Below are 12,946 nucleotides of genomic sequence, written 5' to 3'. Positions count from 1 at the left end.
GAAAAACATGAACATCTTGGTAACAAATGACGATGGGGTAACGGCAAATGGCATATTGTGTCTTGCAAGACATTTAAGCAAAAAACACAAAGTAACCGTAGTTGCGCCTGAAACGGAACAAAGCGCTGTAGGACATGCAATAACGTTGAGGCTTCCTTTGTGGCTTAGAAAAATAGATATAAACGAAGATTTTGAAATTTATGCAGTTTCTGGTACTCCTGCAGATTGTGTAAAGATAGGTATAGATGTCGTATTAAAGGAAAAACCAGATTTATTAATCAGTGGAATAAACAGGGGAAACAACTTGGGAACGGATGTGGTGTATTCTGGAACGGTAAGTGGCGCGCTAGAAGGTGCTATAGCGGGAATTCCAGCCATAGCCGTATCAAGTTTTAGTTTTGAAAATCCCATATATGAAACAGCGGCAAAGTTTATACTAGATTTTCTAGAAGAATTTGATATTAATTCCATACCGCAATTTACCGCATTAAACATAAACGTACCTTCCATCCCTTACGAAAAACTTAAAGGTTGGAAACTAACAAAACAAAGCAAGAGAATGTATGAAGACTACTTTGAAGAACGAAAAGACCCATCCGGTGGAAATTATTACTGGATGATGGGAAACATAATAGAAAATGACCCAGATCCAAAAGCAGATTACAAAGTACTAACCCAAAATTTCGTATCGGTAACTCCAATTAGTGTATTTTTGACAAACGAAGAATATCTAAAGCGATTGGAGGAAAGGTATGAAGATAAGGCTATACGGTGATCCAATTCTTAGGAAAAAGGCAAAAAAAGTTGAAGATTTTGAATACTTACAAAGTATAAAAGATGATATGTTAAAAACTATGTACATAGAAGATGGTGTGGGACTTGCCGCGCCGCAAGTGGGTATTTCTTTAAGATTTTTTGTTATGGATGATGGAAATGGACCACTTTTTGTTGTAAACCCCGAAATACTGGAACATTCAACTGAAAAAGAAATTGGAGAAGAAGGATGTCTAAGTCTTCCGGGCATTTTTGCCGATGTTGAAAGGTATAAATGGGTTAAATTGAAATTTCAAGACGAATATGGAAAAGTTCAGACAAAGTTGTTTGAAGGATACAGTGCAAGAATAGTACAACACGAAAGAGATCACCTTGATGGTATATTATTTATCGATCACCTTCCAACCACTGTAAAAAGACGACTTTCTCCTGAGCTTTCCAAAATAATGAGGATGAGATTGGAGGAAACAAAGTGAACTTTGAAGATTTTAACTTAAGTGAAAAGACGCTTCGCGCAATTTACGAGAAAGGATTTGAAACACCAACACCTGTGCAAGAAAAGGTAATACCTATACTGCTAAAAAAGGAAAAGAATTTAATTGTACAGGCAAAGACAGGCACGGGAAAGACTGCGGCATTTGGAATACCACTCATAGAACTTTTGGAAAACAAGGGGTATGTCCAAGCGATTATACTCACCCCTACACGTGAACTGGCACTGCAAGTTTCAGAGGAGATAAACTCTTTAAAAAGGAAGAGGCTCAAGATACTTCCCATATACGGAGGGCAGTCTATAAAGAGGCAAATAGACCATCTAAAAAGAGGTGTTGATATAGTAGTTGGTACACCGGGAAGGATCCTTGACCATCTAGAAAGAAAGACGATAGACCTTTCAAAAGTAGAGTACTTTATCTTGGATGAAGCAGATGAAATGCTTGATATGGGCTTTATAGACGACGTGGAAAAAATATTGAAAAATACAAATGGTGAAAAATTCTTTTTGATGTTTTCTGCAACGATACCAAAGAGAATCATAGACCTTGCAAAAAAATACATCAAAAACTACGAAGTTATAAAGATACTTGATAAACAACTCACCACAAACCTTACAGAACAAATATACATAGAATTAAACGAAAGCGATAAATTTGAAGCACTTTGTAGAATAATAGATGTGGAAGATGATTTCTACGGTATGGTATTTTGTAGAACAAAAGTAGAAGTAGATACCGTATCTGCAAAACTCATTGAAAGGGGATACGACGCAGAAGCATTGCATGGAGATTTTTCACAATACCAACGTGAAAGGGTGCTGAAAAAATTTAAAGAAAAGAAGATAAATATACTTGTCGCAACTGATGTTGCAGCACGTGGGATAGATATTACCGGTTTATCTCATGTAATAAATTATTCCATTCCGCTTAACCCGGAACACTACGTGCACAGAATAGGTAGAACGGGAAGGGCTGGAAAAGAAGGTATCGCCATAACGTTTGTTACCCCAAAAGAATATAGACAACTCTTTAGAATAAAGAAATTTTCAAAGGCGAAGATCAAAGAAGGTAAAATCCCTTCAGTGGAACAAATAATAAAGGCAAGATCGGAAAAAATAAAAAAAGATATTTTAAATCATAGTAAAAATATACAGAAAGTATACTACGACCTTGCTGATGAACTCCTTGAAAACGCAGAACCAAGAGAAGTTGTAGCAAAACTTTTAAGTACTGCTTTTAAATCTTTAAATCCAGAAAATTACAAAAAAGTATCCCCTACTTCAAAAGCAAAAGAAGTTGTAAGGTTGTTTATAGCCAAAGGAAAACAAGCTGGTCTTACCAAAAAAGATCTAGTTAAATTTATCGTTGAAAAAACCAACATAAATCCAAAAGTAATAAGTGATGTACTTGTTTTGGACAAATTTTCATTTATAACCGTCCCATACAAAGAAGCGGAAATAATACTATCAATCTTTAAAAAACGAGGAAGAAGATCCTTAATATCCAAAGCAAAAGAAAGAAACTAGGAGGGAAAAGTATGAAAAAAGTGGGTTTTCTAGTCGTATCTATAGCTATTTTACTCTCATTTGTACTACTCTTTGCAGGAGGAGACACAAACCAAAGTCCAAAAATTGCATACATTGATTCAAACAAAGTACTACAATCGTATGATAAATTTATAACACTCCAATCCAAGTATCAAGAAGACGCACAATTTTATCAGAAAAAACTCAAAGAACTTGCAGCAGAAATAAATCAAATGAAAAAAGATGGTGCAAGCGAACAAGAGTTAAATAAAAAGTTAGCAGAATACACACAAAAACAACAACAATATTCACAGCTTTTAAATAACGAATATCAACCAAAATTTTCACAGCTTGAACAGGAGATACTCCAAAAAATAGCAGAATACGCGGAAATAATGGGGTATGATTTTGTGTTTAACAGCAAATCAATGGCATATGGTTCCCCAAAATACGATATAACGGATAAATTTATTGAATACTTGAAATCCGCGCAATGAAAATAGTATGTAAAGATATAAAAAAAAGATTTGGAAAAAAACAAGTTTTAAACGGTGTAGATTTAATCGTAAACACAAACGAAATAGTGGGCTTGCTGGGGCCAAACGGTTCCGGCAAGACTACTTTATTTAATATTATATTGGGTGTAGTAATTCCAAGCAGCGGTAAAGTTTTTTTAAATGAAAAAGATATTACAAAGGTACCAATACACAAAAGGGCAAGGTTGGGAATAACATATCTTCAACAGGAAACATCTGTCTTTAGACAACTTACTGTGGAAAAAAATTTAAAACTCGTTATAGAACATTACGACAAAGACTTTGGTAAGATAGACACGCTTCTTAAAAATTTTGGATTACTTGATTTGAAAAACCAAATGGCATTTAGTCTATCTGGTGGGGAGAAAAGAAGGCTTGAACTTGCACGTATGATGACACTCTCTCCAAAGTTCTTACTCCTTGATGAACCATTTGTGGGTATAGATCCAAAGACGGTAAAGGAAATTCAAAAGATGGTACTAGAATTGAAAAAAATGGGATTGGGGATAATTATAACAGACCACAGTGTAGATGCACTAAAAGATATTGTGGATAGGTTATATGTAATACACAAAGGTGGTATAATTGCAAGTGGGGAACCAAGCGTTGTCTTAAACGATAAAATTGTCAAAAAAGTGTATTTGGGGGGATAGCATGAAGGTTATCTTAACTTTTTTATTTTCAATTTGGGGACTTTTCGCTCCAGAAAGTATTATTGTAAAAAACGGCGATTACTTCATTTCTCAAATGGGAAAGCTATACGTTGAAGATGGTAGTGTACTTTATATGTCAAAGGAAAAAAACGAAATACTTTTAAAAATGGTAGATCCACGGGGAATGCTCAAAGAAGGTAAATACCTCTGGATTGTAGATTTTGATAGGCTTGTAAGGCTTGATCTTTCAACGGGAAAGTACAAAAACTTTTTTGCATCTTCTCCTAAGTATTTAAATGATATAGTAAAATACAAAGAAAAATATTACGTTACAGATACATATGGAAACACAGTATACAAATTAAACGATGAAAAATTAGAAGTTACATACAATTTAAAAAGGCCAAATGGTATTACAACAGATGGAGAATATTTATACATTATATCCTTTACTTCTCCCGCTGTTGTCTACAAATGTGACGAAAACAAAATCATTGAAACATATACCTTAAACGAGGTAAAAGGTGGAGATGGTATAGTGTATGTAGATAATATGTTTTTCATATCGGGTTATACTTCAAAAAACGTGGTAATTTACAATTCTTCTTGGAAAAAGATTGGTGAAAAGAATGGATTTTCATCTCCCGCTGATATATACTACTCAGATGGAAATCTTTACGTACCAGATATGAAAGAGGGAAAAATTTACGTATTTAAGGTGGAAAATGAATAAATATCTGATCAAATTCAAAAAACTTGGAATGTACAGATTCATTTCGGGGCTTGATACCATATCCATGATAGAGAGAACATTTAGAAGAACAAATCTTAAAATGCAATTTACAGAAGGGTTTCATCCAAAACCCAAGTTTACTTATGTTGATCCAGTTGCAACTGGGGTAATAGATTGGGCTTTTTATCTTACAATTGAACTTTTGGAAGATTATGACACATCCTTTGTAAAAGAAGAAATAAAAAGGGTACAACCTCCGCATTTTGTAGTAGACAAAGTTTTAAAAAAAGATGTCAATCTTTCAAAAATACGTGCATATGAATTTAAAATTATAGCAAGAAAAAACTTTAATCTCCCGGAAAAAATAGTAAAAAAGACAAAAAGGGGGTTTAGGGAAATCCCCATATCTTCTTTGGAAAATCTCAAAATTATTGAAAAAAAGGACTATATTGTGATAAACTATATAGTTGAAAAGGAAAATACATTTAATCCGTATATCATTTCAGATGCCGTGTTCTTAGCTATAAGAAAGGAATGTTATCCTTCTTTTCTTTTTGAAGGGAGTGTATTAGATGAAAAAGATCCTTGTAGTGGATGATTCTGAAGTTTTGCGAAAAATCACGTCTTTTAACTTAAAAAAAGCGGGATACGAAGTGTACGAGGCCTTTGATGGGGTAGATGGCCTTGAAAAGATGAAAGACATAAAACCCGATCTCATAATATTGGATATAATGATGCCAAGACTCGACGGGTTTGGTGTTTTAAAAGAAAAGAAAAATATAGAGGAAATAAAAAACATCCCCGTAATTATACTCACCGCAAAGGGTGGAGCAGAAGACGAAAAAGTGGCCAAAAGCTTAGGAGCACAAATAGTCATGACCAAACCATTTAGCCCATCAAAATTAATCGAAGAGGTAAAGAGGCTGATTTCCGATGATTGAAAAATTGGAAAAACTATACCTAAAACTACTTGAAATTTCAAAAAACCAACAGAAATCATACTCATCTGAAGAGGAACTTTGGGCATTGGTAGAAGAAGAAATTAATATAATTACAAGTGAATTTCTATCTTACAAGCAGGAATTGGAATCATCTACAATACTTATTGAAAGTCAACTTGAAGAAATTTCCAGACTGTATGAAGAAATTTCAACACTTTTTGAAATAAGTAAAATTGTGGCATCCAACATAGAAACAAGGCAGATTCTAATGCCCGTGTTAATTACTTTGAAAAAGGCAATCAATTTTTCATGTGGAATAATTAGTATAAACTTTGATGGGAAATTTTCCGAAACTATTGGAGAATGTCCCAATAACATTGAAGAGATATTGAAAGATAATTTAGACGAAAATGCAGACATTATATTCAAAGAAACCTGTGAGAAATTAAATAATAGAAGTATAATATACAAATCTATATCCACCGCGTCAAATAAAAGAATGGGATATATCCTTGTTGTTGGAAAGGAATCCGGCACTATATTTACAGCAGGTGATAAAAAGATTATAGAATCTGCCGCACAGCAGATTGCAAGTAGTATAGAACGCGAAATAGCTTTAAGAGAAGAAATAGAAAGGGAAAAGTTAAACCAACAAATTGAAATTGCAAGAAGTATTCAATTTAACTTTTTCCCGAAGGCGTTCCCTCAAGATGAAAATTTTGATTCATTTGGCGAAAGCATCCCCGCTATACACGTTGGTGGAGATTACTTTGATGTGTTCTTGAAAAATAATAGTCTCTACGGTATAGTAGCCGATGTGTCTGGAAAGGGGCTTCCCGCATCTTTGATTATGTCTTCTCTTAGAAGTGCTTTTAAATCGCTAATAGAAAGTACAAATGGCGATCTATTAAAAACAGTGACAAGTCTAAACAACATGCTCTCATACGACGTGGGAGATGATAAATTCGTAACCGCTGTATTTGTGAAATTAAATAGGGATGGAGCATTGGAAGTGATAAACGCGGGACACGATCCACTCTATATAGTAAAAGATAAAATTACAAAGATAAACTCTACAAGCATCCCTATAGGTATGTTTGAATTTATGGAATTTGAAATACAAAGCACACAACTTTCCGAAAATACACTTATCTTTGCATACACAGATGGTATCCCAGAGGCAAGAAATATAAACAACGAAGAATATGATTTTGAAAGATTGGAAAGATTACTAAGTAAGATTCACATTTTACCTGCAAAAGATATAGTCGATAGTGTTGAAAAAGATGTCTTTAGATTTTCACAAGGTGCACTACAACACGACGATATGACAATTTTGGCGATAAAATACTTAGGATAGGAGGTAGTTAAATGATAGATGTAGGTGCATTAAGTAAAGGTATGTACATAAAGTACGACGGAGATATTTACAGAGTGGTAGACGTTAACAAGCACTTTAGAGCAAGGGGTTCTGGATTAATTAGAACAAAACTAAAAAATCTTTCCACGGGATTAATGAGAGACGTTAATTTTAACAGTGGTGAAAAGGTGGAAGAAGCAGAGGTTAATTTTAGAAAGGCATCTTACATATACAACGACGGTGAAATGTATTACTTCATGGACAATGAAACATTTGAACAATACGGTATTCCAGAATCTGATATTGAAGATGAAAAAAATTACTTAGTGGAAAACACCGAAGTGGATCTAATAATGCACGACGGAAAACCACTAGGTATACAACTTCCCACAAGCGTTGTGCTTGAAGTAGTGGAAACTGAACCGGGTTTTAAAGGTGATACGGTTTCAGGTGGAGGTAAACCTGCAATCTTGGAAACTGGTTTAAAAATTACAGTTCCTTTCTTTGTGGAGAAAGGTCAGAAAGTTAAAGTAGACACAAGGACAGGCGAATACATAGAAAGAGCCTAAAGGAGGGATAAATATGGATTTTGAGCAAGGAAGTATAAACATAAGCGATGATGTTTTAAAAGAAATAGCCTTTAGAAGTTTTATCGAAGTACTCGCACCAGATGAAAAAGATGTAAAAAAACTAAAGAAAAGTATCGAAATCGAAAGAACACCAGACGACAACGTAATAGTATACGTAAGGACTGTTGCACCATACGGGCAAAGCCTTGTAGAATTCGGTAAAAAAATTATGAAAAACATATCGGAAAATATCCAAAGAATGACAGAACTTCAAGTTTCCGCTGTTAACGTTACAATAACTGATGTTGTCGAAAAGATTGAAACAACAGAGGAGGAAGAGTAATTGATAAAGAGTCGGCACAAAATGAGAGAAGCTATTTTTAAAGCTCTCTTCCAGTGGGATTTCAACAGAGATGAAAATCTAGAAGACATATCCAAAGAACACATTAGCGTATTAGATGTTTCTTTACAAGAACTTGCGAAAAAATACGTGAGGGGGATAAGGGAAAATATATTAAAGATCGACGAAATTATATCCAAGTATCTAAAAAACTGGACACTAGATAGGCTATCTGTTACCGATAGAAATATACTTAGGCTTGGAACTTTCGAGTTATTGTACATAGATGATATACCCATAGAAGTTACGCTAGATGAAATGATAGAGCTAGGAAAAGCCTACGGTACGGAAAACAGTGGAAAGTTTGTAAATGGTGTATTGGATAAAATAGCAAAAGAGGAGGCACCAAAAGAAAAGTTTGAAATTTAAGGTGGGGGGAAAATTTCTTTTTCCGAGATCATCATTTCTCTGCTTATTTCAATATACGTAATCTATGCGTGTTATCTTATTCTTGATTCAACCATTGAATGGTATATATTTTTGAAAAAGGACTATATTAAATCTCTCGAAACGTTTTACGTGGTAAATTACATACGTCACGATTTTTATACGCGTGGTATATCCGGTGTAAATTTTGAAAATGAAAAATGCATATCCTTTACAGAAAAATTGAAAAATGGCGATGTAAAATTGGTAAAATATAAGGTTTTGGATACAAAAGACGGTATGTTTTTAAAAAGGGAAGTACAAGGTCTGGGAAACTACCTTGGTCCATTTAAAACAACTCTTTCATTTGAAAACGCTGCAAGTATAGTATACATCCAAACTTACAGGGGAAGGTTTGTGCTTCCAAAAGAGCCTCTTAAGTTTAAAATAAAAAAAATCTTAGTCTCCTTTTAAGCTGTACACATATGCTAGTACTTCCGCAACTGCTCTATAGAATTTCTCTGGAATTTCGTCTCCCACCTCTACGTTAAAATACAACTCCCTTGCAAGTTTTGGATTTCTAAAGACAGGTACGTTATTTTCCCGTGCAATTTTTTTTATCTTTTCTGCTATATTATCCACACCCTTTGCAACAACAATTGGTATCTCCATTTCATCTACTTCATATTTTATCGCAACAGCATAGTGTGTAGGATTGGTGACCACCACAGTAGCCTCGGGAACTTCTTGCATCATTCTATGCATTGAATATTGCATCATAATCTCCCTTTGCTTTCTTTTTACTTCTGGATTCCCTTCAACTTCTTTGAATTCCTCTTTAACCTCTTGTTTTGTCATTCTTATATTCTTTTCATATTCGTACCTCGAATAAAAATAATCAGCTATTGATACAATAAAGAGTGCTATACCGCACTTTATTAAAAGCTCAAACGTTATATTCCAAATAAGTAATGCGCCTTCTAAAACACTCGTATCTGTTGCAAGCAACAACTTATTCCAATTGACTTTCACTACCAAAAATCCTACATATCCCACTATAACCAACTTTAAAATAGACTTTAAAAGTTCAAATAACGAACGCAATGAAAACATCCTCTTTAAACCACTGATGGGATTTATCTTTGAAAAATCAAGTTTTAAAGATTTGAACGTAAATAAAAACCTTGTTTGTAAACTTCCAACAAAAATTCCCGTTACCATTACTATTGCAACAAAGATTATCAAATCAACAATTAACCCTTTAAACGCATCAAATGTATATATTCCCAAATCGTTGATAGTCAACGTATCGTAAGAAGGTAATTGTGCAAAAAAGGATATAGCAGATTCTAATCCCAGTATAATTCCCCTGCCTAAAAATGCAAAACCAATCACCGCCGCCAAGAATGTAAAACCAGAGGTAAGTTCCCTTGAAACTGGAACTTGACCTTCTTCTCTTGCCTTTTGTCGCCTTCTTGGAGTTGCCTTTTCCGTCTTATCTGGATCGGCAAATAACTGTATATCTATCCTGAAAGAAAATGTTGCAGGGTTTTTTCTAAAAGAACTGTCAACTTTGCAGAAGTCTCCGCCCATAACGGCACCATCCCCAAAAATATCAAAAAAACTAATATGCTTTTTAGTGGTATTCCAACCATAAATACATTCATTTGCGGTACCAACCTTGAAAGAATCCCCAAAAGCACGTTTACTATAAACATATAGCCTATAACTGGGAGTCCTATCTTTAATGCCACAAAAAATAATTCTATAAATTTTGACGTTATAAACTTAACAAAACCAAAATCCAAAAAATCCAAGTTAAGTGGAAACACTTTAATAGAATCAACAACCGCTTCGTATATTAACAAATGCCCATTTAAAGAGATAAACACAAAAATTGCAAGAAGAAATATAAGCTGCCCTATTATGGGACTTTCTTCCATAGTTGGATCCATAGAAGTAGCAAGCCCAAAACCAGACTCTATACCCAACAATTCCCCTGCAACGGCAAATGCTCCAAAAATCATATATGCCAATAATCCAATCGCAAAACCTACAATGAAGTTATTTAAAAGGGAAAGTACTATATGAAGAACAGGAGTATCTAGTGGTATAACACTTTCCTGTGGAAGCAGTGAATATGAAAATGCAAGCACAAGAAAAGCCTTTACTGTGGAAGGAATAAACTTTCCCGACAGTAAAGGCGAAATTACAAAAATCCCAGTTATTCTACTTATTAGCATTCCCCAGTTTAAAAATTGAGTCTCTACAAATTGATATAAATCCATTATCCTCCTATTTTAAACCAATTTGCTATACTTTTCAATTGTTCAGAGACCAAATCAATAGCTTTAACTGTTTCGTGTAATCTTTGAGAAAATTCCTCTAATTTTGACATATTCTCGTTAACCATCGCTAATTTATTCACCGCTTCTGAAACTGTATTTGTAGATCTTTCTGAGATATATACCATCTCGTTAAATACTTCTTTTGCTTGCTCTAAAACTTCCGATACCGTCTTTGTAGTTCCCGCAAGTTTTTGGATACGCTCAATTACAATTTGGAAACCTTGAGAAAATTCTTCTTTTGTCTCTGAAAGGGCTGAAAAATTATTCCTTGAATCTTCATATACCTTGTTTAAACCACTGAGATTTTGTGTGTATTCTTCCATATCCTTTACAAGTTTTTTTGAAATATCGTTTATCTCTATAGACAACTTCATAATCTCATCTGCAACTACCGCAAAACCCTTTCCCGCTTCTCCAGCCCTTGCCGCTTCTATTGCAGCATTAAGTGCAAGTAAATTCGTCTGATTTGCAACATTTTGTATCTTTGATATTTCACCAGTAACCCTGTTAAATTGCCCTATAGTTTGGTTAATATAACTGTTAAATTTTTCCATGGCATCTAGCGACCTTGTTATACTATTATCCATTTCCATTACAAGTTTTGTGTTGTCGTCTAACCTTTTCTCCGTATCTATTATATCATTAACCAACTCTTCTAGTGTATTTTCTACATTTTCTATAGATTGTTTTGCACCTTCTGTTGTATTCTTTAGGTTATCAAACTCATCTAAAATATCAGTGGTATTTTTAGAAAAAACCTCTATAGTACTTGAAAACTCACTGGAGGTCTTTTCCAATATATTGCTCAATTCTTCTAAGCCATCTACACGAGAAACAAGTCTATTTGAATTTGAAAGAAGATTTTGTGCAAAATCTTTAAACCTTTCAGAAAGATTTTTTAAAGAGTCCATCATAACTTTAAATTCTCCAGAAACATTCACACCGTCAAAGCTTTCAAATCTTCCCTCGGATAATTTTTCAATAACCGTCTTTGAATGCTCAAGTGCTTTTGAAAGCTGATTTGTTATAACAAATATCAAAATCACACTTATAACAAGAACAACAGCAACCAATAAAATTGTCTTTTTCACAATGATGGAATTGTCAATCTTTAAATTAATTGAAACATTTGGTTTTTCAAGTTTTGGAACAACAAATGGTTTGGGTTTTGGCAATTCAACACTTGTATCAATAGCTTTAAATGGAATGGCAACTTCTATTTCACCTATCTTCTTTCCAAGGTATTTAAATTCACCTACTTTTGCAAAATAGGTATCTTTTAGGATTTTAATTATATCACCTTTTAATTTTCTTAAAGGTTCTCCCACAAGTCTTTTACCATCTTCCCCTACCTTTGTGGTTATAAGTGCTTTACCGTTTACATATAACGTAATCTCTGCGTTTGAAACGGATTTTATTTCATCTAAAAATTTGTTGTCCATCTTATCAACAAATACAACAAAACCATTTACCGTATTACCAAGTATGGGGTGCATTACGGGAACAATGATAATTGAATACAAAAAATTATCATACGGAAAAATCAAAGAACGATAAAAAACAGACTTTGCAGAAATTATACTTGAAAAATTTTCTTCAAGTTCTCTAATGTATGGAGGTTTTTTGTAAAAACTTACATTTGCACCCGAAGAAACGGATTTTGCGTATTCTACTATGTATTTTCCATCGTATTTTGTGTACAATCTACTTTTAATCTTTGGCTTTTTTTCATCTATCGTCCAAAGTGCAGCATATTCAATAGAAAATTTTTCTATAAAGGGAAATAAAAGAGATTTTCTCTCAGTTAACGATAAACCTTTATCATTTGCGGCATTTACAGTCTCCTTTAATGATGCTGCAATTTGTGCACCTGTTAAAAGTTGTTCTGTCCTTTCTTTTATTAAATTTATAACCGTATCAAAAGTGAAATTCACTTGATTTTCAAGCGCTTTTTCGTAAACTTCATTAAAAGATTTTTGTATCTTTTTCTCTTGTTCTTTCACCGTTTCACTTAACCTTTTTGTATATTCTTCTGATTGTTTCAAAAGTTCATCTTTGAAACTATTAATGTACGATTCATACTTTGAAATAACGTTCTTTTCAACATATAAAGATATGTCTTTTTGCAAATTTTCGATCTGAGAATTTACCCCTCTGATATTGAAATACGTAACCAAGAATATTGGAACCGTTACCAAAATTATTGCAAACAAAACTATTTTTGCCCTAAAAGACATATTTTCACT

Annotated in this window: 16 protein-coding genes; 13 read left to right on the top strand and 3 right to left on the bottom strand. The window is 33.7% G+C overall.

The window, feature by feature from the left end:
• The first annotated feature begins 7 nt into the window (after nt 1-7).
• The 13 genes from surE (at nt 8) to AS157_RS00450 (ending at nt 8,826) form a co-directional block, all read left to right on the top strand.
• A complete protein-coding gene (surE, locus tag AS157_RS00510; RefSeq protein ID WP_075665799.1) occupies nt 8-775 on the top strand; it encodes a 5'/3'-nucleotidase SurE in 768 nt (255 codons plus the stop codon).
• A complete protein-coding gene (def, locus tag AS157_RS00505) occupies nt 753-1,250 on the top strand; it encodes a peptide deformylase (protein ID WP_075665800.1) in 498 nt (165 codons plus the stop codon). Before surE ends, def begins: the two co-directional genes overlap by 23 nt.
• Complete coding sequence (locus AS157_RS00500) at nt 1,247-2,794, top strand: DEAD/DEAH box helicase (protein WP_077289253.1); 1,548 nt, start codon at nt 1,247-1,249, stop codon at nt 2,792-2,794. Before def ends, AS157_RS00500 begins: the two co-directional genes overlap by 4 nt.
• A gap of 11 nt (nt 2,795-2,805) precedes the next feature.
• A complete protein-coding gene (locus tag AS157_RS00495; RefSeq protein ID WP_077289254.1) occupies nt 2,806-3,291 on the top strand; it encodes an OmpH/Skp family outer membrane protein in 486 nt (161 codons plus the stop codon).
• Nucleotides 3,288-3,983 carry an LPS export ABC transporter ATP-binding protein gene (gene lptB, locus AS157_RS00490; RefSeq protein WP_077289255.1) on the top strand — a complete coding sequence of 232 codons (696 nt, stop codon included), beginning with the start codon at nt 3,288-3,290 and terminating at the stop codon, nt 3,981-3,983. Before AS157_RS00495 ends, lptB begins: the two co-directional genes overlap by 4 nt.
• 1 nt (nt 3,984) lies before the next feature.
• Complete coding sequence (locus AS157_RS00485; protein WP_077289256.1) at nt 3,985-4,716, top strand: SMP-30/gluconolactonase/LRE family protein; 732 nt, start codon at nt 3,985-3,987, stop codon at nt 4,714-4,716.
• Nucleotides 4,709-5,314, top strand: a complete 606-nt coding sequence (locus AS157_RS00480; protein WP_077289257.1) for a TIGR03936 family radical SAM-associated protein — start codon at nt 4,709-4,711, stop codon at nt 5,312-5,314. Before AS157_RS00485 ends, AS157_RS00480 begins: the two co-directional genes overlap by 8 nt.
• A complete protein-coding gene (locus tag AS157_RS00475; protein WP_075665806.1) occupies nt 5,289-5,657 on the top strand; it encodes a response regulator in 369 nt (122 codons plus the stop codon). Before AS157_RS00480 ends, AS157_RS00475 begins: the two co-directional genes overlap by 26 nt.
• Nucleotides 5,650-7,017 (top strand): PP2C family protein-serine/threonine phosphatase, encoded by a 1,368-nt coding sequence (locus AS157_RS00470; RefSeq protein ID WP_077289258.1) that lies wholly within the window; start codon nt 5,650-5,652, stop codon nt 7,015-7,017. Before AS157_RS00475 ends, AS157_RS00470 begins: the two co-directional genes overlap by 8 nt.
• An 11-nt stretch (nt 7,018-7,028) precedes the next feature.
• A complete protein-coding gene (gene efp, locus AS157_RS00465; protein ID WP_075665808.1) occupies nt 7,029-7,586 on the top strand; it encodes an elongation factor P in 558 nt (185 codons plus the stop codon).
• A gap of 13 nt (nt 7,587-7,599) precedes the next feature.
• Nucleotides 7,600-7,929, top strand: coding sequence for an Asp23/Gls24 family envelope stress response protein (locus AS157_RS00460; RefSeq protein WP_075665809.1), 330 nt, complete (start codon nt 7,600-7,602; stop codon nt 7,927-7,929).
• A gap of 21 nt (nt 7,930-7,950) precedes the next feature.
• Nucleotides 7,951-8,355 carry a transcription antitermination factor NusB gene (nusB, locus tag AS157_RS00455; protein WP_369819175.1) on the top strand — a complete coding sequence of 135 codons (405 nt, stop codon included), beginning with the start codon at nt 7,951-7,953 and terminating at the stop codon, nt 8,353-8,355.
• 111 nt (nt 8,356-8,466) lie between these two features.
• Complete coding sequence (locus tag AS157_RS00450; RefSeq protein WP_077289260.1) at nt 8,467-8,826, top strand: hypothetical protein; 360 nt, start codon at nt 8,467-8,469, stop codon at nt 8,824-8,826.
• On the opposite strand, the gene flhB is transcribed toward AS157_RS00450, so the two are convergent.
• From flhB to AS157_RS00435, 3 genes are read right to left on the bottom strand one after another with little or no spacing between them, the layout of a single operon-like run.
• The gene (gene flhB, locus AS157_RS00445) at nt 8,812-9,945 is read right to left on the bottom strand and encodes a flagellar biosynthesis protein FlhB (protein WP_077289261.1); all 1,134 of its coding nucleotides are present in this window, start codon (nt 9,943-9,945) and stop codon (nt 8,812-8,814) included. The genes AS157_RS00450 and flhB overlap by 15 nt on opposite strands.
• Entirely contained in the window at nt 9,876-10,640 is a 765-nt protein-coding gene (gene fliR / locus AS157_RS00440; protein ID WP_077289262.1) for a flagellar biosynthetic protein FliR, read from the bottom strand. Before fliR ends, flhB begins: the two co-directional genes overlap by 70 nt.
• Nucleotides 10,640-12,937: a methyl-accepting chemotaxis protein gene (locus AS157_RS00435; RefSeq protein ID WP_077289263.1), complete on the bottom strand. Its 2,298-nt coding sequence runs from the start codon at nt 12,935-12,937 to the stop codon at nt 10,640-10,642. Before AS157_RS00435 ends, fliR begins: the two co-directional genes overlap by 1 nt.
• Nucleotides 12,938-12,946: the final 9 nt, after the last annotated feature.

Origin of the sequence: Thermosipho sp. 1244, from assembly GCF_018588215.1 — a bacterium.
GTDB lineage: Bacteria > Thermotogota > Thermotogae > Thermotogales > Fervidobacteriaceae > Thermosipho > Thermosipho affectus.
The sequence above is the reverse complement of the archived record's forward strand: the minus strand, read 5'-3'. Positions and strand labels throughout refer to the sequence as shown.

Excerpts from the sequence above, each read along its gene's own strand:
- def (WP_075665800.1), top strand. The coding sequence starts at position 753 with ATGAAGATAAGGCTATACGGTGATCCAATTCTTAGGAAAAAGGCAAAA.
- AS157_RS00480 (WP_077289257.1), top strand. The coding sequence starts at position 4,709 with ATGAATAAATATCTGATCAAATTCAAAAAACTTGGAATGTACAGATTC.
- AS157_RS00495 (WP_077289254.1), top strand. The coding sequence starts at position 2,806 with ATGAAAAAAGTGGGTTTTCTAGTCGTATCTATAGCTATTTTACTCTCA.
- lptB (WP_077289255.1), top strand. The coding sequence starts at position 3,288 with ATGAAAATAGTATGTAAAGATATAAAAAAAAGATTTGGAAAAAAACAA.
- AS157_RS00475 (WP_075665806.1), top strand. The coding sequence starts at position 5,289 with ATGAAAAAGATCCTTGTAGTGGATGATTCTGAAGTTTTGCGAAAAATC.
- nusB (WP_369819175.1), top strand. The coding sequence starts at position 7,951 with ATGAGAGAAGCTATTTTTAAAGCTCTCTTCCAGTGGGATTTCAACAGA.
- flhB (WP_077289261.1), bottom strand. The coding sequence starts at position 9,945 with ATGGGCGGAGACTTCTGCAAAGTTGACAGTTCTTTTAGAAAAAACCCT.
- efp (WP_075665808.1), top strand. The coding sequence starts at position 7,029 with ATGATAGATGTAGGTGCATTAAGTAAAGGTATGTACATAAAGTACGAC.
- surE (WP_075665799.1), top strand. The coding sequence starts at position 8 with ATGAACATCTTGGTAACAAATGACGATGGGGTAACGGCAAATGGCATA.
- AS157_RS00470 (WP_077289258.1), top strand. The coding sequence starts at position 5,650 with ATGATTGAAAAATTGGAAAAACTATACCTAAAACTACTTGAAATTTCA.
- AS157_RS00460 (WP_075665809.1), top strand. The coding sequence starts at position 7,600 with ATGGATTTTGAGCAAGGAAGTATAAACATAAGCGATGATGTTTTAAAA.
- fliR (WP_077289262.1), bottom strand. The coding sequence starts at position 10,640 with ATGGATTTATATCAATTTGTAGAGACTCAATTTTTAAACTGGGGAATG.
- AS157_RS00485 (WP_077289256.1), top strand. The coding sequence starts at position 3,985 with ATGAAGGTTATCTTAACTTTTTTATTTTCAATTTGGGGACTTTTCGCT.
- AS157_RS00435 (WP_077289263.1), bottom strand. The coding sequence starts at position 12,937 with ATGTCTTTTAGGGCAAAAATAGTTTTGTTTGCAATAATTTTGGTAACG.